Source organism: Dyadobacter sp. HNCC25DJ185, assembly GCF_056895195.1.
Genome location: NZ_JBXHAR010000002.1, coordinates 277,253 through 298,053, shown reverse-complemented (window position 1 = coordinate 298,053; position 20,801 = coordinate 277,253). Strand labels below are relative to the sequence as shown.

Below are 20,801 nucleotides of genomic sequence, written 5' to 3'. Positions count from 1 at the left end.
TATGAGCAATCCCGAAATTGTCGAGGTACTTGAATTAACTGCCAAATTGCTGGAACTGCACGGCGCCGATCCTTTTAAGATCAAAGGATACGGGGTAGCCGCATTTTATCTGGATAAATACAAGGATAGTGAGCTTCAGTACATGACCGAGCAGGAACTCGTGAAGCTGCAGGGAGTAGGCAAGAGTACGGCCGGCAAAATTCTGCAGATCGCCAGGACCGGCACCTTCCCGGAACTGGAAGAACTGATCGCCAATACGCCGCTTGGTGTGATGGAAATGTTCAATATCAAGGGTATCGGCCCCAAAAAGATTGCGGTATTATGGAAAGAGCTGGGCATTGATAACCTGCACGAACTGGAACTGGCCTGCCTGAATGGCTCGGTAGCTAAGCTCAAAGGTTTTGGCGGAAGTATCCAGCAAAAGATACTCGATTCGCTGGCGTTCCTGAAAGACCAGGCAGGCAAACTGAGAATGGATAAGGCGGAATCTGTGGCTAATTTGATTATCAATGATTTGAAAAAGAACTTCGGGCAGGTGCACGCTGCTGGTGATATCCGCAGGAAATCTGAAATTGTGGACAATATTAAAATCCTGGTGAGTACCGATTCCCCGGCTCTATTGCAAAATATGATCGGGGAAATTGACTATTTGGTCCAAAATGAAAAGCAGTCTTCTCCTTTTGTTTGGCGCGGCAATGTGCAGGAAGTGGCGGTTTCCGTAGAAATTGTAGCGGTAAGCCCCGAACGTACAGTCAATGAACTTTTCCTGGAAACTGCCGATGCAGAACATCTTGGCTATGCCAATGCTGCAGGCAACACGATCTGGCGACAGGCTTATTATGAAACTGCGGAAAGCGAGGAAACGATATACGAAAAAGCCGGACTCCCCTACATTGTGCCTGAAATGCGCGAAGGCGCGGGTGAATTTGCCTGGGCCGAAACACATACGGCTGATCAATTGGTTACGTGGGATGACCTGAAAGGCATTTTGCATAACCACAGCACCTATTCCGACGGGCAACATACATTGGAGCAAATGGCTTTGTATTGCCGGGAACTCGGTTTTGAATACCTGGGCATTGCCGACCATTCTCAAACCGCTGTTTACGCGCAGGGGCTGAGTATCGAAGAAGTGATCCGCCAGCATGAAGAAATCGCAAAGCTGAACGCAAGGTTCGCGAGCGAAAATCCTGAAAAACCCTTCAAGATTCTGAAAGGCATCGAGTCGGACATTTTGGGCGACGGTTCGCTGGATTACCCGGCCGAAATACTGGCTTCCTTCGATTATATCGTTGCTTCAGTGCACAGCAACCTGACTATGTCGCAGGAGAAAGCCACTGCCAGGCTGATAAAAGCCATCGAAAACCCTTATACCACCATACTTGGCCACCCCACAGGCCGCCTTTTGCTTTCCCGTGAGGGCTATCCAATTGATCACAAGGCGGTTATCGATGCCTGCGCGGAGCATAAGGTGGTAATGGAAATCAATGCCTCCCCCTGGCGGCTCGACCTGGACTGGCGCTGGATTTCGTATTGTATGGAAAAAGGGGTTTTGCTAAGCATCAATCCGGATGCGCACGCAATGGAAGGCTATCTGGATATGCACTATGGCGTGGCCAATGCGAGAAAAGGCGGGTTGACGAAGGATATGACTTTCAATGCGTTTTCGCTGGGGAGGATGGAGGCGTATTTGGGAGAAAGATTGAAAAAATAATACAATACTTAAAGCATTTTATAATTCCTATGTCAGTTACGGTGGTTTCCCGGAAGTGGTACTGGCCGATTCAATCACAGAGAAAAAGGACCTGATCAGTGACATTTTGAGCTCTTATATCAATTTTGACCTGGCCATTCTTTCTAATATCCGTAACCCTATCAATCTCTTTAAGCTTATCCGATTACTTTCAATAAGGATTGGAACGAAGCTGGATATTTCCAAAATGACCAGTTTAACAGGACTTACAAGAGGGACCGTTGAAAACTATCTCGATCTTTTGGGAAAAAGTTACCTTATTAAGACTGTACCGGTGCTCTCCAATAGTCCTGACCGTGAAATTGTAAAATCAAAAAAAGTTTATTTTCTGGACAATGGTATTGCGTCGCTTTCCGGAGAGCTGGGTAGCGGGGCTAAATTTGAAAATGCGGTATTTAATCAATTGATGCACAAAGGGGAGGTTTAGTATTATCAGTTAAAATCAGGCAGAGAGATTGATTTTATTGTCAACAAAAATGTATGTTTTGAAGCTAAGGAAACTGCAAATGAGGCTGATTTAAAAAACACAAAATCCCTCGCGCAAAATCTTGCCATTGATAGATGTTATGTAGCGGGCCGACACCCGATCCAGATTTTTGAGGGATTTATATGGGGAGGTTTTATTCGTTAACATCCTCCTTTCTCATTTTTCCGGATTTTCACATTAAATAAGTGATCACAAAACCCGCAACTCTTCCCGCGTTTCGAAAATCTCCGGAGGCAGGTATGCCGTAATACCTGCCTTCAAAGCATCGATCAGCCGGGCTTTCATTTGTTCGCGGTTGACGATCAGACATACTTCGCGGGCGGGTTCGGGGAATTTGAAATGGCGGATGTGCTTTTTCCTTTCTTCCGACAGTTCCATCAACGCCATTTCGGGCAGAATGGTAATACCCCCGTTTTTATCAACCATACGTATCAATGTTTCGATACTTCCCGACCTGTAACTGAAACTGCTGCCGAACTGGCTGTTGCGACTCAGCTCACAGAGCCGCTGGATCTGTGTCCGGAAACAATGGCCCTCTTCCAGTAACCATAGCTCATTGGGCTCGATGTCCGTCGGTAAAATGTACTGCTTTGCATACAAGCCTGTATGTTCGGAAACGTAGGCGTAGAAGCGTTCTTTGTACAACGGAACCTCCCGCAAACTGCTTTCCTCTGAGAGTGAAGCGATGATACCCACATCCAGATTACCCAGTTTGAGCTCGCTGATGATGCGTTCGGTAATCATTTCGGATACGTGCAGCTTGATATCCGGATAATTGGTTATGAAAGGATTTACAAAATGCGGAAGCAAATAAGGCGCAATCGTGGGAATAACCCCAACCCGCAGTTCTCCCGATAAATCTCCGTTGAAATGCCTGGCGATCTCGTTCATTCGGGAGGCTTCACGAAGAATTACTTTCGCCTGGTCAATGATTTCCCGTCCGATACTGGTAGGGACTATCGGTTGTTTGGTCCGGTCGAAAATCTTCACGGATAATTCTTCTTCCAGCTTTCTGATCATCATGGACAAGGTCGGCTGGGTCACGTTGCAATGTTCGGCGGCGTGCACAAAATGCCTGTAATTGTCGACGGCGACGATGTATTCCAACTGCTGGATGTTCATGAAGAGTAAATAGAATAGACGTTATTTATGCAAAGATAATAGCTATTGGTTTGATTGATTTCGTCTTCGGGAGCATCATATTCATCTTGGTGAATTAGTTACCTTAAAACGGGCTCTTATCAGGTGCAGATGAAGGATGGTGTTGAGCAGCAAGGTGTTGCATTGATAATTGGTAGGGGATAATTGCCATTAAATCTCCGTTAAATTTCATTTTTAGTCGATCAGTTGGCCAGATTTTTTGAGGTTTAAAGTTAATTTTGGTTTTTAGTTGAAACGATCACACTTTTAATCCAAAGACAATGAAAAATCTGAAAGCACTGATCCTGCTCGCGTTTTGCACGCTGACCGCACCGCTATTTGCCCAAACAACCCCGGCAAAACCGGCTACTACCAAAACAACCGTAGCGACGAAACAAACCGGCAAGGATAAAACGGCGATTACCGTCAAAACGAAGGCGGACGGGACGCCCGACAAGCGTTACGCGGAGAATAAAAAGCTCAAAGCCGATGGCACGCCTGATAAAAGGTATGCCGAAAACAAAAACCTGAAAAAAGACGGAACGCCTGATAAGCGTTACAAAGCCAACAAAGCGGATACACTAAAAGCTGCTAAGAAGCAGAAATAAGCGTAAAATATTTTCTGAAAAAATTAGGGTAAGCGCCCGACTGGTTGTCATTCCAATGTACAACCCAAGTCGGGCGCTTATTTTGTTAACAATCAGATCAATGCAATGAATCTAGCCATCGCCGACCACACGCCGGTTTTCAGCAGGAACAGAGAGACGGAATTCGAAAAGGTCTTCAAAACGCATTTCAAAGGACTGCATGCCTACGCCAGCACCATTCTCCGGGATGATGTCATGGCAGAAGAAATGGTGCAGAATGTTTTTTGCCGGTTGTGGGAGAAGAATGATCATATCGAAATCCGTGAGTCGGTCAGCGGGTATCTGTACCGCTCGGTTTACCACGAAAGTCTGAATTATATTAAACACCTGAAAGTGAGGGATGCCTATCAAGCGTATGCAATCAATCAAATGGAACATAGTAACAATACTTCGCAAAACCTGGAACTGGCAGAGCTGGAAGGCCGGCTGGATATGGCACTCAAAGAACTGCCGGAAAAATGCAGGACGATTTTTCAGATGAGCCGCTTTGAAGAACTGAAATACCACGAAATCGCCGAGCGGCTGCAATTGCCTTTGAAAACAATCGAAAATCAGATGGGCAAAGCCTTACGGCTTCTGAGACTCAAACTGGTGGATTTCTTGCCCGCTACATTTCTACTATTTTTCCTCAGCTAATCAGCCATGAAACGAGAATTAAATTATCATATAGACGATCTGTTGGTGAAGTCCTTACTGGACGAGGCGACCATGGCCGAACAGATCGAGATTAACCAATGGTTATCGGACAGTGACGATAACCAGCGTTATTTCGAACATTTTGAAATGATCTGGAAGCAAAGTAAGCGGCTGGCCGGTCACAGCAAAGTCGATGAGAATGCTGCCTGGGAGCGTTTCAAAAGACGTACGCAGATCGAGAAAGACGAGCCGAGAGTGCTTCCCCTTTACCCGAAACGTTCTTTGAGTATCGTCAGGATCGCAGCTATGTTAGCCCTGGCAATCGGTGTGGGTTGGCTCGCTTATCTGTCGTTTTTCAAACAGGGCCGAACAGAGCAGCTGGCGATCAGCTCAGGCAGCAAGACACTGATCTGTACATTGCCCGACGGCTCGGTGGTTACCTTGAATAAGAAATCTACCTTGTCCTATCCCAGGGCATTTTCGGGTAAAACAAGGGAAGTGACCCTTACCGGGGAGGCGTTTTTTGAGGTAACCCCCGATCAAAGCAAGCCATTCATGATCTCGGTAAATGAAGTGACGGTGAGGGTTGTCGGAACGTCGTTCAATGTAAAGGACAATGATAAAACCACCGAAGTGATTGTGGAAACCGGCATTGTGGAAGTAGCCAAAGATCACGAAATAGTCAAGCTGAGGCCAATGGAAATGGCAACGGCTAGCAAAACAGTCCCGGGATTGATCAAACAGGAAACCAGTGAAGAATTTCACAAGTATTACAGGACTGGTAAGCTCGTCTGCGATAATACCCCACTTCCAAGGCTCGTCGAAATTCTGAACGAAACGTTCGATGCCGGGATCAGCATTGAAAACAGAAATCTGTATCGCCTGACGATCAATACCACTTTTGACCATAAATCATTGGAAGATATTTTAGCAGTTATCAGCGAAACATTGGGCGTGAAAGTGGAATACGCCGGAAAGCAGATCATTTTGAAATAGCGTTTATCTTTCGGAATGAATTTGACTTTTAGTTTACTCAAAATTGCACGACTGGCTGTTTTTCTGATTGTAATCCCCTGTTACAGTTTTGGCCAGCAGATTCTGGATAAACCGGTTACTCTTTCGGTGAAAGGGCAACCGGTTTCGCAGGTTTTGAAGATAATGGAAGAGCAAGGGAAGTTTTACTTTTCCTATAATAGTGATTTGATACCAGGAGACAGCATCGTGAGCCTGAACGTGGCAGCCAGACCAGTCGGTGAGGTTCTACGCCTTTTATTCAGAGCGGGTTACCGGTATAAAGAAAAGGGTGACTACCTGATTATCCTTCCGGTACCAAGAGAAAAGATCACCTACATAGACGGGTACATTACAGATCGGGAAACGGGCGCGTCAGTTGACTATGCGAGCGTTTACTCACGGCAGTTATTGATTTCAACACTTTCGGAGGACAACGGACATTTCAGGCTCAGGATCAGGGACAGGACTTTTCCCGTCCACATTACAATCAGCAAAATAGGTTATGGCGACTCAACGATTGCGATCGCTCGTCAGGAAGATATTAACCTCAGGATCAGTCTGTCTCAGAAAGCTGTTGACCTTGATCCGTTGATCGTCCGGTATTCGGAAGGGGAATCGAGCTGGCTTGGACGATTGTTCCTCTCCGCAAAGCTGCGGGCACAGAGCAGGAATATTGGCAAATTTTTCGTTGCATTGCCTTATCAGGCTTCTCTAACGCCCGGGCTGGGCACACATGGCCGGATGAGCTCCCAGGTGGTGAATAAGTTTTCGTTGAATCTTTTGGGAGGATACACCGCAGGTGTAAGCGGTGTAGAGATTGCGGGAGGCTTCAATATTTCAAAACAGGATGTGCGGTTTGCTCAGATCGCCGGCGTATTTAACCTGGTGTCGGGGCATGTCAGAGGTGTGCAGGTTGCGGGCTTTCTCAACCAGGTACTGGATTCCCTGAATGGCGTACAGGTTTCGGGTTTCAGCGGATTGGCGAGGGATCATATCGGTGGCGTTCAGGTCAGCGGGTTTGCAAGCCAGGCGAAGAGCGCATTGCACGGCGTACAGGTCTCGGGTGCATTTGGTTTGATCAAGGCGGGCGGCAGCGGGGCACAGATTTCGGGCGGTTATAACCAGGTATCGGGACGTTATTCCGGCTTTCAGGTTGCCGGTGCGGCCAATCTGGCTCGCGCTGATATCGACGGAGGGCAAATTGCTGGGGGGGTGAATATCGCCCGGAAAACCATTTCCGGTTTGCAGATCGGATCATTCAATTATGCCAAGAATTTGCAGGGCGTTCAATTGGGTATTCTAAACATTGCGGATAGCTCGTCGGGTGTGAGTATCGGGTTGTTCAACATTGTTAGGAAAAGCACTTCCAATATCTCGGTGTATGCAAGTGAGCTGGTACCATTTAATGTTGCCTGGAAAATGGGCACACACAAATTTTACAGCATACTGAATGCGGGAGCCGCCACCGGGGCGGGTAAAAAAGCCTATATATTCGGAGTGGGTATCGGCAGGGAATTTTTCCCTTTCAAAAAAGCAGGTTTCTTCACCGAGATTTCCAATCAGAACGTATTCCTGGGAAGCTGGGAAAATATGCCTTTCTTATTCCGTTTTCAGGCTGCCGCCACTTATAAGCTGAACAAAAGGTTTCTGCTGTTTGCCGGGCCTGCGTTTTCAGTTTATCAAAATGATGTAGCTGGAAAGAAGCCAGACTATAAAAATTTTCCATTGAAAGGCTATCCTGGCTTTGATTTCAATGATAAGCTCGCGTCGTGGTTTGGCTGGCAGGCTGGGATTAGCTGGCGCTATGGGAAATTGTGATATTGCGTCGATGCTTGACGAATTTTTTCAGGAGGCTCCTTAGGAGCCCCGGAATTGGGTTCCCAGGCAGCTCCTATAAACAGGAGGCTCCCATAGAGCCCGGAGGTTGTTAAGAATGATTGTTTACAAAAAGAGGCCCGGGAGGGCCTCCCTGTTTCTAGTAAAAGAAGGACATTTAGGTGGCTAAACTCCGTTGGAGTATCCTATTAATGTCGAATAATTACAAAAAGCTCAGGCATATTGGAAAAGGGGAAGATTGTGCCTTTTCCGAATTTGAGTAATTTCTGTTGAGTTAAATGATCTTACTTCAATAATGTCCTGATTGTTTGAGGCAAGTTCCATGAGTTTCATTTCCCCGTCAGGATATTCGAGGATAAAGCCTTCGCCAGCCACTTCTTTGTCGTGGATCATGAAGGGAAAGCTCTTTTCCAGCGTTTCGAGCCGCAGCCTCTTGACACTTTCATCCAGGCTAATTTCATCCTCTGTATTCATTGTATCTAGCTATAATGTGTAAAATCAAATTTAAGCAACTTGGTGGTTAAAAAAACAAAAATTTCCCCCCAAACTTAGGGTAACCCCGCTTCATGTTGTCGGTACTTTGCATACGGCAAGAGGACCATATTGAAGGCCTGCAATCTGAGCTCCGAACAAGCCTGTATGTATTTAACTAATCTGTTTTAAATACATGACCATGAAAAATTCCCCATTTCGCAGACTACGCACAAGCATTATTTCCGCATTACTTATGCTTGTATCATTGATTTCAGTCGCCCAGAGCGAGAATACTTCCAGAATAAATATAGGGCTTGTTTATCCGATCAGTTCCAATGGCCGGCACGCAGCAGATTATACGAACTGGTTTTCGCTTCACGCCATCGCCGGTTTATCCAAATCGGAAACTGGCTTTACGTTATCCGGAGCTTCCAGCATTATCAAGGAGAATGCGGGAGGCGTGCAAATTACCGGAGCGGCCAATGTGATCGGTCAATCGGCGACGGGCGTTCAACTGGCCGGCGCGGTGAATGTGATCGGCGACAATGCGTCTGGCGCGCAGATTGCCGGGTTTTCCAATATCATTAAAAACGAAGCGAAGGGCGCGCAGATCGCCGGGTTTATGAATCTCACAGGCGCTGTCAACTCCGCCCAAATTGCCGGTTTTACCAATATCGCCACCAAAAATGGCAACGGTTTTCAATTGGCGGGTTTTCTGAATAAATCTCAAAATGTGCATTCCCAGATCTCCGGGTTTGCCAATGTGGCCAGGAAAGTGACGGGGGTCCAATTCGCGGGTTTTATCAACATTGCAGACAGCAGCGACTACCCGATCGCGCTTTTCAACTTTATCAAAAACGGAGAGAAATCACTCAGTTTGTCGGTCGACGAGACGATGACGGGCATGCTATCCTTCCGATCGGGTGGACGGGTGTTGTATGGAATCACGGGTGTCGGGTATAATTTGAAAGACAATGATGAACCTTTATACGGCGTTGAGGCAGGTTTAGGGGCACATATTCCTGTGGCAGATCCGTTTCGTATCAATCTGGAAGCGGTCACGCAAACGTTGACGGATTTTAAAGGCGGAAGTTATTTCAAAAATTCCTTGCGGATCCTCCCGGCATATAAGATTGGGCAGCGATTTGAAATCTTTGGCGGGCCGACGGTCAACTATGTGAGTTACGAAAGGGAGGATCATTACAACTTGATCAAGAAATTCATCTGGAAAAATGATGGGACAAAGGATTTTCAGGGGGGTTATGTAGGCTTTAATGCGGGCGTTCAGATTATTCTTTGATGAGGGTTTGCGATGCCCGGTTGTGTACCTGGATGTACAAAAAACAGCCAGAAACAGCTATCATTTCAGTTTCAAATCTTTGGTTTCGAACGCCTCCAATTTGGACGAAAGCCATTTGATACGGAGCTACTACCATGCACTTGAAGCCACAATAAGAAGGCAGCCCGAACTATGGCTTTGGTCACGCAACCGCTGGAAGTATTGCAAGACACGGAAAAGGTAGGATTTAGGTTAGAAATTGATGTATAATTCACCAAAAGGTAGGCTTTCTCCCCAATATCCCGTTTTTGGGTTAAAATTGTAATTTTCTCATGGTCAGTACCTTGGTGCATGATTGGGCTTGCGGGACTAATGTTTTAACGGGTAGCGGCCAGTCCAATTATTTACTAAAACAAAGCATTATGAGAAAATTAGCATTTGTGGGTGTGTTTTTAATCGCCGGGATGGTTGCAGGATGTAGTGATGACGATGAAACGACAGACCCAACTCCCGTGCTGCCAGAGTTGAAAGTGAGTACAACACTTTCGGGGGCAAACGAAGTACCGGCTAATCCATCGACAGCGACCGGTTCAGTAGATGGTACGTTAGATCAGGAAAGCAGAGTGCTGAAAATCAACATTATGTACAGTGATCCCGCTTCGTCGGATTCGGCTGCTACGGATTCTGCCTTCGTGCCCACAGCATGGCACATTCACAAAGCACCGGTGGATTCATCCGGAGCGGTCGTGATCGATTTCGGGAAGACTTTTACCTCACCCTTTGCATTTACAGACACTTTAACAGAAGCGCAGGTAGCTGACCTGAAAGCCGGATTGTATTACGTGAACATTCACACTGCCCAGTATCCAAACGGCGCAATCCGCGGCCAATTGAAAGCAGAAGAATAGAACGATCAATGTTTTATAACTCAGCGTTATGTAAAAGAGCGGGCCATATTTGGCGCCGCTCTTTTGCTTTGGTTTTATTTTCCAGTGAATTGGGCAATGCGCTCGTTGCAAATCCGCTCCGTCAATTCTTTTAGCAATTTCACCCGATCGATCAGATATTCCAGTTCTTCTTTTTCGATTTTGTAATTCATATCGTATCTCGAATCGACATACGCTCTTTTCAAGAGTATAAACATTCGCTCTTCTTCAGGATTATTTTTCGGGAAAACCGCTGCAAAGCCAGGATGCAATTTTTCGACTTGCTTTCCTAATTCCTCTATGTCGTGAATTTTTGATTTGTAGTCTGTGAAGACTAGAAGGATAGCGGTGTAATATCTTTCGGAGGCTTGATGAAGATTGAATACTGCAATGTTATTGTCGTTATTTTGAAATGCCAAGTCAGCATATTTTTGAAAATCGCTTGCACTTTTGAACCAACGCTCAAATGAATCACGCGCTTTTTTCTGTCTCTCTTCCGGATTTAAATCTTTCGGCTTCGATAAAGTGAAATTTCTGGAATCAAAAAGCATAATTCCTTCTTTCAAAATATCGACAAAGAAATATTGATTTTGTTCGATATTATGATTTACAAAGCCAATGCCGTGCTGAATGATGCTGACTCTGGTTTGCTCGGCACTACTATTTAGTGTTTTTCCCAGGTTCCGCCACTTTTCATCAGCTTTGGCTGATTTTCTGTCTTTGGTGATGACAAGAATGTCATAATCACTCACATAGTCAGTATTTTCCTGGTAATCCTCCACCCAATCGCCACGCGCGTGACTTCCGAAAAGAATGATCATTTCGGCAGGTACTTTTTCGACAATAACTTCAGCGATTTCCTTTAATTCTTCTTGCTTGTGATCGGGGAGGTGGGAGAGGGAGGTTTTCAATTTATGTGTGGTAGTTAGTGTGATTACGGTTACTGGAATGTTAACGTGTCACACTATTTTCCGATGCTAATATTCAAATTAGGTAATTCAACTTGCAATTTCACTTTTGCTTTTAGTGCCATAAAGACTCTTAATAAAGTATCCATTGTAACATTACTTGCGTTGCTTTCAAGTCTCGAAATCTGGGCTTTTTGTACGCCAATTAATTTTCCCAATTCCTCTTGCGTCAAATTCCTTTCTTTTCTAGTTTCTCTAATCGCCTTACCGATCAAATCCATTTGAAGTTCGTATTCAAAAATATCTCTTTCCGGTGTTCCAATTTTTCCAATGAGTTTGTCCTGCACTTCGTCCAAGGTGTATGTTTTCATCTTTTCTTATCTTTTAATTGTTTTTCCGAAAAATATTTAGCTCGAATGTTTGCTGCTTTTTGAATTTCATTGTCCGGAACTTTATTTCGCTTTTTTACGAAACCGTGTGTGGAGATTACTAATGTTTCTGTCGATAAGGTTTTGTCCCAAAATGCAAGAAGTCTGTATTGAAGTCCTTGATAAATCGTCCTAAATTCCCAGATATCGTCAGTTAATTTTTTGAGAAGTTCAGGATCATTTTTGATTTGTGATTTACGAATGTTGTAAATGATTCTTTCATAATGCTTTCTTTCAAGTCCGCTCAAAAAATCAAGCGCTTCATCTAGCAGTATAACTTCAAAAAGTTTACCCATGTGTGTAAGTGTCAAGATAGGCAAAAGTTTCGCTACAACGAAACTTTTGCCTATTATTTAAAACAACCCCTTCGCCTTTTCCAGCGCCGAATCCAACCCACTCGCATCCGATCCGCCAGCCGTCGCAAAGAAAGGCTGCCCGCCGCCGCCGCCGCGGATTTCTTTTGCCAGGTCTTTCACGATCTTGCCGGCATTTAATCCGGTTTCCTGAACAATATTTTCAGCAATGAAAACGGAAAGTTGCGGCTTGCCTGCTATCTCCGTTCCGAAAACAGCAATCAGGTTTTCAATCTGGTCGCGAAGCTCGTAGGAAAGTTGTTTCAATGCGTCTGCGGAAGGCACATCTACTTTTTCAACGATCAGGTTGAATGTGCTGTGTTTCTCCATGTTGTCGACCAAGCTCGCTTTCAATGCTTGGATCTTCTCATTTTCCAAAGCCGCGATTTTCTTTTGCAGGCTGTTTTTTTCGTCGATCAGACTTTCGACTGCTTTAACCAGATCTGACGGATTTTTGAGCAGATCCTTGATCTTATCCAGCGTTTCTTCCTGCTGACGCATGATTTCCAGGGCTTTTTCGCCTGTTACAGCTTCAACCCTGCGAACCCCTGCAGAAACCGAACCTTCGGAAATGAACTTGAAAACGCCGATTTTTCCTGTTGACCGAACGTGGGTGCCACCGCACAATTCATAGGAGAATGTTGGGTCAAATATGATCAGACGAACAAAATCGCCATATTTTTCGCCGAATGTCGCCGTTGCTCCGGCATCCAAAGCCTGCTGAATCGGGACATTTCTTCTTTCGTCCAGCGCAATGTCTTCCCGGATTTTCTCATTCACCCGATCTTCAATTTTCTGCAATTCTTCGTGCGTCACTTTTGAAAAGTGTGAAAAGTCGAAACGCAAAACTTCGTCGTTCAGGAAAGAACCTTTCTGGCCGATATGTGTTCCCAGCACTTCGCGCATCGATGATAACATTAAATGCGTCGCCGAGTGGTTTGCCTTGATCCTGTCGCGGCGTTCAATGTCGATTTTTGCTATAATTCCCCTGCTTGCATTATCCAATCGATTCTCGAGATCGGAGTCTTTCGAAATGTGATAAATCAGATCATTTTCCTTTCTAGTATCAATTATGTTTATTGGTATTGGCTGACCCGTATCAAACGCAAAATCTTTAATTATTAATTCCCCTTTGTCACCTACTTGTCCTCCCATTTCTGGGTAGAAAGGTGTTTTATCCAGCACAATATGATATTCAAAACCATTTTTATTCGTCACTTTTCTATATTTAAGAAGGGTACAGTCATCCACTTCATTGAAATCGTATCCTATAAATTCCGGTAAAGTATTAGACTCTAGATCATCAACAAATTCTGGGATCATCCAGTCGCTTTTTAAAGAAGATGAGTCTGCTCTAGACCGATTTCGCTGAGCGCTCATATTTTGGTGAAAACCATCAGTATCTAATAGAAAACCCTTTTCACGTGCAATAAGAGCAGTTAAATCAAGTGGAAACCCAAAAGTGTCTTGAAGTTCAAAGACAAATTCACCTGGTAGCGTCTTGGTTTCGGTAAATTCTTTCGCAGCATCTAATTGGGAAAAATTTAATAAGCCATAAAACCCCCTGTTTGTGTATATTTTATTTTCTCGTAGACGACCTTCTTGTGATAAGTTGAAATAATTGTCAAGTTTTTCAATTCCAGCAGAAAGGGTTTTCAGGAAGCTTTTTTCTTCTTCCAAAATCACCCTGGATACGAAGTCCTCCTGAGATTTCAATTCCGTAAACACATCTTTAAATTGTTCCGCCAGAACAGGCACGAGCTTATAGAAAAACGGCTCCTGAAAACCGAGATAGGAATATCCGTACCGAACCGCACGGCGCAAAATCCGGCGGATCACGTAGCCTGCTTTGTTATTGGAAGGCAGTTGCCCGTCCGTAATCGCAAAAGCCACGGCGCGGATATGGTCGGAGATCACACGCATCGCAATGTCCGCAAACGGTTCTTCGCCAGCTCCGTATTTTTTGCCGGATAATGTTTCCAATACCTGAATGGTGTTTTGGAAAACGTCAGTATCGTAGTTGGAAGTTTTATTCTGGACAGCCATGCACAGACGCTCAAAGCCCATTCCGGTATCCACGTGCGTCGACGGGAGCGGTACCAGCGAACTGTCTGCCTTGCGCTCAAACTGCATAAATACGAGGTTCCAGATCTCCACAACCTGCGGATGATCATTGTTGACCAGCGACTTACCCGAGATTTCAGCAACTTCCGCAGCCGGACGCAAATCAATGTGAATTTCGGAGCAGGGACCGCAAGGGCCGGTGTCGCCCATTTCCCAGAAGTTATCCTTTTTATTGCCTAGAATAATCCGGTCTTCGCCTACAATCGGTTTCCACAAATCCCACGCTTCCTGATCGAAAGGCACGCCGTCTTTTGAATCGCCTTCAAAAACAGACACATACAGCCTGTCTTTGGGTAGCTTGTAAACCTCAGTCAGCAGTTCCCAGGCCCAGGTAATGGCCTCTTTTTTGAAATAATCCCCGAAAGACCAGTTTCCCAGCATTTCGAACATCGTATGATGATAGGTATCGAAGCCAACATCCTCTAAATCATTGTGCTTTCCTGAAACCCGCAGGCATTTTTGGGTATCGGCGATCCGACGGGCGGGAGGAGTTCCGTTGCCCAGGAAAAAGTCTTTAAACTGCGCCATACCTGAGTTGTTAAACATCAGGGTAGGGTCGTTCTTGGCGACAAGTGGTGCCGATGGTACGATTAAATGCTCTTTGCTGCGGAAAAAATCAAGAAAAGCCTGACGTATTTGATGCGAGGTCATTGGATATGTTTGCTACTGATTAGTCTTACGAAATAAGCGGCAAAGGTAAGGAAAAACAGCGACTCGGAAACGGCCAGCCGATTCCTGATTCGGTCAATACGTTAAATCAGGGTCATTTGTCAAATAACTTTTCAAAACTAGTCCATAAATCCTCCCGCTCGTTTGGTTCCAGCCTAATCTCCCACTGGACGTTTTCTAATACTTTTTTGGTCTTCTCAAACTGAAAAACAGACCAGGGAACATGGCCGCTGATCAATGTATTTTTCCAGCCATTTTCTTCGCGCCATTTACCGTTTGCGATTTTTTCAATGATGTCAAGATAGGGCGCATAATCGCTGTAAAGGCTTCTTGTGATGGGCGCGTAACCGGGTACTTGGATTTTTAAGATTGCATTGATTGGAATGTTTAAATGACCTTTGCCGTGAGCGAAAAGTGCGGAATCCGTCTTGATACCGCCCGTAAATACATCAATGCGGCAGTTCGGAACCGGTTTCCCGGTCTTGGGAGACAAAATGTTCAGATCAAGTTTTGAAATCAAGGGTTTGGGCTGTGCAGCGTTTTTATCCCTGAAATAAAATGGCGATGTGAAGGCAACGGAGAATTTACTGCCGGGAAATGTCTGTAATTCTTTGGCTTGCTCCAAAGACAGGCAATGGGCGAGGATATCTATATTTTCGGGATCTTTCCAGGACTGCTTTCCGTACGCTTTGACGACATACCAGGCATTTTCCTTTTCCTGAATGGGTAATGAAGCATTGAATTCGCGAGGCTGTTTTTCACGCAAGTCCCACAGATGATGTATTTTCCCGTTTCTGAAAACCACTATATAGGTTAAGTAGTCAGCCGTTTCGCCAGACGCGAAAGCATTGATATGCAGCTGATGCTTCTTGTTGTCTTTCACAATCACATCCCCAACCTGGTATTTTTGGTCGATATCGGCAAAAATGATCGGACCGGAAGTGACGAAAGTCCTGCCTTTCCTGACAGCCGCGGTGATCTGATCAATGGATTTGTTAGGGGCGGCGGAATCTGTTAAAAAATAGGTCCGCATGGAGCCGTAGTAAAATTTATGATCTCTCGGATAGCCGCCGTCCAGCTCCGCAAACGGTGGCATCATGTATCCCTCATTGAGTACGTGAAACCATATATTCTGGTAAAAATAATTGTCATTTAAATACCCCATCACCGCCATTCCGTTCCAGATATTTCCCGAAAGAAGGCCAAAAGCAAGGTTGCTGACCACATTGGTTGTGTACTTGCTGATATCTCCGCGCTGCTGCATCCACCACGAAGTGGGGTGAGGTATGATTGGCGTGGCATGTTGGGAATAGGCATACCTGGAAATCACTTCCATATCCGGGATGGATTTAAATTTCAGCCAGGAATAGTCCCAGTCTTTGTGCTGTTCCGATTTGTAATACTGGTTTTCGTATGTGGAATCGATCAGGTTTCCGAAGTTATTTAAGGTACTTTTCAGGCCCAGCCACCAGGTATGGCTGGTGCGGTATTTAGGCATTTCCGCTCCGTAGTACAACCTGAACCGATCATCGCTCACATCAGCATAGGCCTTTTTGTGGGTCAGGTCATCGTAGCCGGCCCAACCCTGGCAGGCACTTATAAAGTCCACTCCCTGGGCTAGGCAAATCTTCCTTACCTGCCTCAGCATGGTATCATTGGCTGTTTTTTCTGAATACAAATGGGCATGTCCATCCCCGTTGACCCACCCCCGCTTTTTTAAATCGACCCACATTTGCAGGTGAATAGCTGCTTTTATTCCCTGGTTTTCCTTAATCACAAATGCATGTTCCTGGGAAATATGATCAATACCGTGAAAGATTTGAATGGTGTACGAACCAGGTTTCAGAGGAACGGAAAATGTGCCGTCTTCCCCGGTAAAAATTCCATCAAAAACCTGATAATAAGTGGCCTGCGTTTTTCCTGCTGAATCCTTGATGAGAATCCTCGCAGCGATCGGACTGGCTGATTGACCTTCAAATACCTGCCCTTTGATGCCCGTAAATCCTTCCAGTTTTTGAAAAAGTGATTTGACAGGCTGCGCTTTTAAGGTAAAGGGAGCCAGTAACAAAAACAGCCTGAATAAGTGATTCGTCAACATCATCGCTTTGTTTTATGATTTGGCCAAATGGACAACCGTTTTAATAGATCAGTAATTTCGTAGTAAAAACGGCCTGATTGTATTCGTCGAAAATTTTGAGAATGTATATGCCTTGAATGAGATCCGTACAATCCAGGTCGGTTAAGGCATTGATCCTGACTCGAAATTGTTTCAGCTCGACGCCCTGAACGTTAAAAATTTTGGCTTCAAGACTGTTACTGCTAACATGGTTTTCGGAGATTGTTTCCACTTCGTAAACATTTCTTCGGACCGGGGAAACCTTCGTTCGGAAGCCGACGCAGGGATCTGCCGCAAATATGATCCGTGAAAATTCCGACTTTCCATCCCAATCCACTTCTTTCAGTCGGTAGTAATTGCTCACGCCCGGCTGGGTATCTGAAAAGGTATATTCTCTTACGGTATTGGTGTTGCCTCCGGCTTGCTGCCTGCCGATTTCAGAAAACGAATGACCATCGCTACTTTTTTCAATTGCATAATAATCGGCATTGATTTCCTCATTTGTAGTCCAGGAAAGAATAATCTGGCACTGATCAGGCATTGCCCCGAAACGGACCAATTTCACTGGAAGAGGGTTGGCGACGATGGAACTGAAAAAGGCAAATGCTGCAGCAGTTACCGCGATTTCCTGTATCGTGAATTCAGCCATTTCAACAGCCTCCCGTGCATCTGTATAGCGCCTGAGTACGGGATAGGGGTCTTCTTTTGTAAATCCATAGGGATATCGGTTGGTCGAATCCTGAATGGCAAAAGAGGAAGGGCGGTTCATGACCAGCGACGCGGCTGGCCCGAAAACCGGAGTCCCGGGAACAGGCTCAATAAACTTATTTGGAACAGTAGACCAGTGCAAAGGCAACTTCGGAGGGTTTTTGCCTAAACCTGTGATAAAACTGCGGGAAAGCGGATTGTTTCCCAGCGGAATGTCGAGCTGAATTTTGGCATAATCCAGCAAATCAGGCTGATTGAGCAGGTAACTGAACATAATATAATCGAATGCATAACTCTGGGCCATGGCAAATGTCCCGTAGCCGATGTAGCCTTTAAACGGGTGATAAGCACCATGATAAGCGTGCGTCAGCATGGTCCGGGTGTAATAGTTGAGCAGGACTTCGCTCTTTAGCTTGCTTTTAAATTCATTCACGGCAACGGGATCGGTTGGAAATGAAGTGGTGGAATACGCCCAGATCGCTTTTACCGTGTGTTGCTGCCAGCTCATCGTTGCGTGGAATTCATGGGGGATTTGGCCGTACCAATTCAGGAAATCCTGGTTGTAAATGGCATCTCCGGTACTTTTGTACAGCTCCGCAGCAGCCCAAGCCCTGTTATCCCGGTCCTCGGGATCCGGATAGGGACCAGCCGAAATGCCGGGGACATTAACCGGCGCAGAAGCGGCCAAATGCGCTTGCAAAAAAGTCCAGGCTTTTTTGGCCCTTTCCAGGCAGCTGTCGGCATAAACCGGGAAGTATTTTTTGAAGTTGCGATGCGCCATGGCCATCGCGGCGGCAAATAGTGCAGTGGACTGTGTGGTTTTCTCGGAAACAAAAAGGGTATTGTTCTCTTCGCCCGGCAGCCCGGATGACCAGGTGGCGGGCGTGACGCGGAAGTACACTCCGCCGTCCGGGGCCTGCATTTGTTTAAGCCAGTCGGTTTCGTACTTCAGCTCATCAAGTATGTCAGGAATGTTATTTCCGCTTTCAGGTATGTTTAAATGATTGTCCGGAAACTTTTGCGGGTATAACTCGAAGGCCGTAAAAAGGATGAAGAGCGCACTGGCCGCTGTGGGGACATATCGTCCGTAATCTCCGGCGTCAAGCCAGCCTTTGGACATTGGGATCTGTGTCCCGGGTGGGTAATCCAAATCCGTATAGAGTGGCGAAGCAGCTTGCGAAGGGTGTATTTCCGCATTGAGGGCCGGTAACCCATCCCTTGCCCAGGTTCCCGCGTTGGCTGCTTCGAGGTGGCCGGTCCTTTGGTAATACAATGCCCGGGCGGTATGAAAATAAACCGGATCGTACACATCCTCAGCAATCACAAAATCTTCTGAACGGCCGTAGCCAGGTAGGTAAATATGGTATTGGCCAGGCGTGGTCACGGTTGAAAAGTCAATTTCAAAAACGTTCTCGCCACTAAAAGCCGAATCTGCTTTCAGGAATGCTGCAGTTCCGTTGTAAACAACCTGATCTAAACCGTTAAGGATCTGAAAATTGGGTGCGTTGCCAGTTTCAATAGGCATGAACCACGCGTCGCCCAGAAAATTTCCCAGCTTGCCAAGCTTAGGACTGTTGGGCAGGTAACCAACCTGATTGGCTTTTACATTGCCGTAAAGGTCAAGGTCAGAGAACTGAAATGCCGTATCCAGGCTGGCCACATTCCCGGACGCATCTTTTAATGTGCTTATTTTTAACTCGTAAACAGCGCTGTTTTTAAGCGGCTTGTCGAAAATGAGGAACAGTTCAAAGCTGACCACAGGACTGCCCGAACCAGGGTTCAATTGTCTGACGTAGGTATGGCGCCCGATTTTAACAGGGTTTGCTATTAATTGATAATCGGCATCTGCTGGGCTCATAAGACCGTAATTCAATTTGTCGTAGCAGCCGGTTGTGTCAAATCGTTCACTGACAAGCACTTTGATGACCCGATTTGAAACAGGTTGGATTTGTAGCAAGGGTGGCGTGCTGTCAAATACTTCCAGGTCATCCACGAAAAACTGAATTTGTGGGGCTTGCGATGTGCCGAATTCGAGATATTCGACTGAACTGAGATTATAGTCAGGCGATTTCATTGCCTGGAGCGGAATCCTAACTTCTTTGTATTCGGTAGAAATCTTTCCGCCGCCCTGGATATAGGGCGACAGGTCAGCCCATTGGCTTTTGGCAAAATAAGTGGTAAACCGTACGGAAGTTAGTTGGTCCGGCATGTTGCTTTTGATAAAGAAGCGAAGCTCATCAAAGCCGGAAACATCTGTGCGCCACATACCGCTGCAATTGAAGCCGATCCTGGGCATATGGGAGTTGTCTGGCTCAGCCCTGAAAAAATAAGTACCGCTGTGCGCGTCGGCACCCGGGAGTATGGAGCCAAATGCTTTGTTGCACGACGATGGGTCTGATACCTCGCCATTCCACAATATTTTATTTTGGGCGGAAGCGCTACCGAGGGCTAATGTTGCAATCGTGATCATAATGAATGCAAATCTCATGATTATTGAATTGAAGTGTGGTTTTATTGTACAATTCTGACTCAATAGAATGGGGCCAGCCTGAGAGCAAATGGTGCAATAGTTGTTGAACAGTACGTATGGGTTATTTGCCGGTCAAAAATGGGGCATTCTTTCGGGTGAGTATAATCGGATGTACACGTCCTTTTTTAATGAAATGCTTAACAAAGAATTAACAATGGAGTTGAGAAAATTCCGGGGTTAATTTATATAAGGCCCTAAAAATTAACGCGCTAAAAAATGAAACCGTTTTCGGAGTTATCGGCAGAGGAATTGGCGATGGAAAACCTCTTCATTCGGTGGGTGCGTTTCCCGGACGACCCGCCGATCAGGTCTTTTTGGGAGAACTGGATACTTAAATACCCCTCCAGAAAGGATACCGTCGACAGGGCGAGAGAGCTGGTGTTGACAGCTTCGGACTGGCGGATCGAAAACCTTTCAAATCAGGAAGTCAACTCTCTTTGGGGCCGTATACGCTCTTCCTTGGAAATCAGGGGAGACCGGGAGGCCAAAAGCTCCGTTACCCGCCAGGCTGGCGGTAATGCTATTGTAAGGGGAATCATACTGATCATTATGTCGGTTACCTTCCTTTTTTTTATGATCTATTTTTTCTTCGCCAATCCCTGATCAGGGGTTTTCACACTGTATTGCCGCGAATACCAGCTTTTTGTTTACCGGATTTGCCTTCAGTCAATCTTGATTTAATACAATAAGTGTCCGATTTACATTTTCAAAAGCATCAATTTTGTAGTGATTTTTGTAAATATTTTACAATTTATTATTTGAACTGGCATATC

At 45.6% G+C, this 20,801-nt stretch carries 17 protein-coding genes; 9 read left to right on the top strand and 8 right to left on the bottom strand.

Annotated elements, in window-relative coordinates:
- Position 1: 1 nt before the first annotated feature.
- A complete protein-coding gene (locus AC1XUF_RS06590) occupies positions 2 to 1,714 on the top strand; it encodes a PHP domain-containing protein (protein ID WP_483340878.1) in 1,713 nt (570 codons plus the stop codon).
- A 55-nt stretch (positions 1,715 to 1,769) separates the two neighbouring features.
- The gene (locus AC1XUF_RS06585) at positions 1,770 to 2,180 is read left to right on the top strand and encodes a DUF4143 domain-containing protein (protein ID WP_483340877.1); all 411 of its coding nucleotides are present in this window, start codon (positions 1,770 to 1,772) and stop codon (positions 2,178 to 2,180) included.
- Between the two features lie 249 nt (positions 2,181 to 2,429).
- On the opposite strand, the gene AC1XUF_RS06580 is transcribed toward AC1XUF_RS06585, so the two are convergent.
- Positions 2,430 to 3,362: a LysR substrate-binding domain-containing protein gene (locus AC1XUF_RS06580; protein ID WP_483340876.1), complete on the bottom strand. Its 933-nt coding sequence runs from the start codon at positions 3,360 to 3,362 to the stop codon at positions 2,430 to 2,432.
- A 299-nt stretch (positions 3,363 to 3,661) separates the two neighbouring features.
- Between AC1XUF_RS06580 and AC1XUF_RS06575 the strand changes: the two genes are divergently transcribed.
- The 4 genes from AC1XUF_RS06575 (at position 3,662) to AC1XUF_RS06560 (ending at position 7,495) form a co-directional block, all read left to right on the top strand.
- Positions 3,662 to 3,988 carry a hypothetical protein gene (locus tag AC1XUF_RS06575; RefSeq protein ID WP_483340875.1) on the top strand — a complete coding sequence of 109 codons (327 nt, stop codon included), beginning with the start codon at positions 3,662 to 3,664 and terminating at the stop codon, positions 3,986 to 3,988.
- A 105-nt stretch (positions 3,989 to 4,093) separates the two neighbouring features.
- The gene (locus tag AC1XUF_RS06570) at positions 4,094 to 4,663 is read left to right on the top strand and encodes an RNA polymerase sigma-70 factor (protein ID WP_483340874.1); all 570 of its coding nucleotides are present in this window, start codon (positions 4,094 to 4,096) and stop codon (positions 4,661 to 4,663) included.
- A gap of 6 nt (positions 4,664 to 4,669) precedes the next feature.
- On the top strand, positions 4,670 to 5,659 hold the full coding sequence (locus tag AC1XUF_RS06565; RefSeq protein WP_483340873.1) for a FecR family protein: 990 nt from the start codon (positions 4,670 to 4,672) through the stop codon (positions 5,657 to 5,659).
- A 15-nt stretch (positions 5,660 to 5,674) separates the two neighbouring features.
- Positions 5,675 to 7,495: an STN and carboxypeptidase regulatory-like domain-containing protein gene (locus tag AC1XUF_RS06560; RefSeq protein ID WP_483340872.1), complete on the top strand. Its 1,821-nt coding sequence runs from the start codon at positions 5,675 to 5,677 to the stop codon at positions 7,493 to 7,495.
- 231 nt (positions 7,496 to 7,726) lie between these two features.
- On the opposite strand, the gene AC1XUF_RS06555 is transcribed toward AC1XUF_RS06560, so the two are convergent.
- Positions 7,727 to 7,987 (bottom strand): hypothetical protein, encoded by a 261-nt coding sequence (locus tag AC1XUF_RS06555; RefSeq protein WP_483340871.1) that lies wholly within the window; start codon positions 7,985 to 7,987, stop codon positions 7,727 to 7,729.
- 199 nt (positions 7,988 to 8,186) lie between these two features.
- Between AC1XUF_RS06555 and AC1XUF_RS06550 the strand changes: the two genes are divergently transcribed.
- Together AC1XUF_RS06550 and AC1XUF_RS06545 are read left to right on the top strand one after the other, a co-directional pair.
- Entirely contained in the window at positions 8,187 to 9,287 is a 1,101-nt protein-coding gene (locus AC1XUF_RS06550) for a hypothetical protein (protein WP_483340870.1), read from the top strand.
- 401 nt (positions 9,288 to 9,688) lie between these two features.
- Positions 9,689 to 10,174, top strand: a complete 486-nt coding sequence (locus AC1XUF_RS06545; protein WP_483340869.1) for a CHRD domain-containing protein — start codon at positions 9,689 to 9,691, stop codon at positions 10,172 to 10,174.
- 74 nt (positions 10,175 to 10,248) lie between these two features.
- On the opposite strand, the gene AC1XUF_RS06540 is transcribed toward AC1XUF_RS06545, so the two are convergent.
- The 6 genes from AC1XUF_RS06540 to AC1XUF_RS06515 form a co-directional block, all read right to left on the bottom strand.
- A complete protein-coding gene (locus AC1XUF_RS06540; protein WP_483340868.1) occupies positions 10,249 to 11,103 on the bottom strand; it encodes a HEPN domain-containing protein in 855 nt (284 codons plus the stop codon).
- A 53-nt stretch (positions 11,104 to 11,156) separates the two neighbouring features.
- Complete coding sequence (locus tag AC1XUF_RS06535) at positions 11,157 to 11,471, bottom strand: helix-turn-helix domain-containing protein (RefSeq protein WP_483340867.1); 315 nt, start codon at positions 11,469 to 11,471, stop codon at positions 11,157 to 11,159.
- The gene (locus AC1XUF_RS06530) at positions 11,468 to 11,824 is read right to left on the bottom strand and encodes a type II toxin-antitoxin system RelE/ParE family toxin (RefSeq protein WP_483340866.1); all 357 of its coding nucleotides are present in this window, start codon (positions 11,822 to 11,824) and stop codon (positions 11,468 to 11,470) included. The genes AC1XUF_RS06535 and AC1XUF_RS06530 overlap by 4 nt, the downstream gene beginning before the upstream one ends.
- A 57-nt stretch (positions 11,825 to 11,881) precedes the next feature.
- Positions 11,882 to 14,656 carry an alanine--tRNA ligase gene (alaS, locus tag AC1XUF_RS06525; RefSeq protein ID WP_483340865.1) on the bottom strand — a complete coding sequence of 925 codons (2,775 nt, stop codon included), beginning with the start codon at positions 14,654 to 14,656 and terminating at the stop codon, positions 11,882 to 11,884.
- A gap of 112 nt (positions 14,657 to 14,768) precedes the next feature.
- Positions 14,769 to 16,775 (bottom strand): CehA/McbA family metallohydrolase domain-containing protein, encoded by a 2,007-nt coding sequence (locus AC1XUF_RS06520; RefSeq protein ID WP_483340864.1) that lies wholly within the window; start codon positions 16,773 to 16,775, stop codon positions 14,769 to 14,771.
- 37 nt (positions 16,776 to 16,812) lie between these two features.
- Positions 16,813 to 19,986: a glycoside hydrolase family 9 protein gene (locus AC1XUF_RS06515; RefSeq protein ID WP_483340863.1), complete on the bottom strand. Its 3,174-nt coding sequence runs from the start codon at positions 19,984 to 19,986 to the stop codon at positions 16,813 to 16,815.
- Positions 19,987 to 20,244: 258 nt separating this feature from the next.
- Between AC1XUF_RS06515 and AC1XUF_RS06510 the strand changes: the two genes are divergently transcribed.
- Positions 20,245 to 20,631 carry a hypothetical protein gene (locus AC1XUF_RS06510; protein WP_483340862.1) on the top strand — a complete coding sequence of 129 codons (387 nt, stop codon included), beginning with the start codon at positions 20,245 to 20,247 and terminating at the stop codon, positions 20,629 to 20,631.
- The last annotated feature ends 170 nt before the right edge of the window (positions 20,632 to 20,801 follow it).

Excerpts from the sequence above, each read along its gene's own strand:
- AC1XUF_RS06590 (WP_483340878.1), top strand. The coding sequence starts at position 2 with ATGAGCAATCCCGAAATTGTCGAGGTACTTGAATTAACTGCCAAATTG.
- AC1XUF_RS06580 (WP_483340876.1), bottom strand. The coding sequence starts at position 3,362 with ATGAACATCCAGCAGTTGGAATACATCGTCGCCGTCGACAATTACAGG.
- AC1XUF_RS06575 (WP_483340875.1), top strand. The coding sequence starts at position 3,662 with ATGAAAAATCTGAAAGCACTGATCCTGCTCGCGTTTTGCACGCTGACC.
- AC1XUF_RS06570 (WP_483340874.1), top strand. The coding sequence starts at position 4,094 with ATGAATCTAGCCATCGCCGACCACACGCCGGTTTTCAGCAGGAACAGA.
- AC1XUF_RS06565 (WP_483340873.1), top strand. The coding sequence starts at position 4,670 with ATGAAACGAGAATTAAATTATCATATAGACGATCTGTTGGTGAAGTCC.
- AC1XUF_RS06560 (WP_483340872.1), top strand. The coding sequence starts at position 5,675 with ATGAATTTGACTTTTAGTTTACTCAAAATTGCACGACTGGCTGTTTTT.
- AC1XUF_RS06555 (WP_483340871.1), bottom strand. The coding sequence starts at position 7,987 with ATGAATACAGAGGATGAAATTAGCCTGGATGAAAGTGTCAAGAGGCTG.
- AC1XUF_RS06550 (WP_483340870.1), top strand. The coding sequence starts at position 8,187 with ATGAAAAATTCCCCATTTCGCAGACTACGCACAAGCATTATTTCCGCA.
- AC1XUF_RS06545 (WP_483340869.1), top strand. The coding sequence starts at position 9,689 with ATGAGAAAATTAGCATTTGTGGGTGTGTTTTTAATCGCCGGGATGGTT.
- AC1XUF_RS06535 (WP_483340867.1), bottom strand. The coding sequence starts at position 11,471 with ATGAAAACATACACCTTGGACGAAGTGCAGGACAAACTCATTGGAAAA.
- AC1XUF_RS06530 (WP_483340866.1), bottom strand. The coding sequence starts at position 11,824 with ATGGGTAAACTTTTTGAAGTTATACTGCTAGATGAAGCGCTTGATTTT.
- alaS (WP_483340865.1), bottom strand. The coding sequence starts at position 14,656 with ATGACCTCGCATCAAATACGTCAGGCTTTTCTTGATTTTTTCCGCAGC.
- AC1XUF_RS06520 (WP_483340864.1), bottom strand. The coding sequence starts at position 16,775 with ATGATGTTGACGAATCACTTATTCAGGCTGTTTTTGTTACTGGCTCCC.
- AC1XUF_RS06515 (WP_483340863.1), bottom strand. The coding sequence starts at position 19,986 with ATGAGATTTGCATTCATTATGATCACGATTGCAACATTAGCCCTCGGT.
- AC1XUF_RS06510 (WP_483340862.1), top strand. The coding sequence starts at position 20,245 with ATGAAACCGTTTTCGGAGTTATCGGCAGAGGAATTGGCGATGGAAAAC.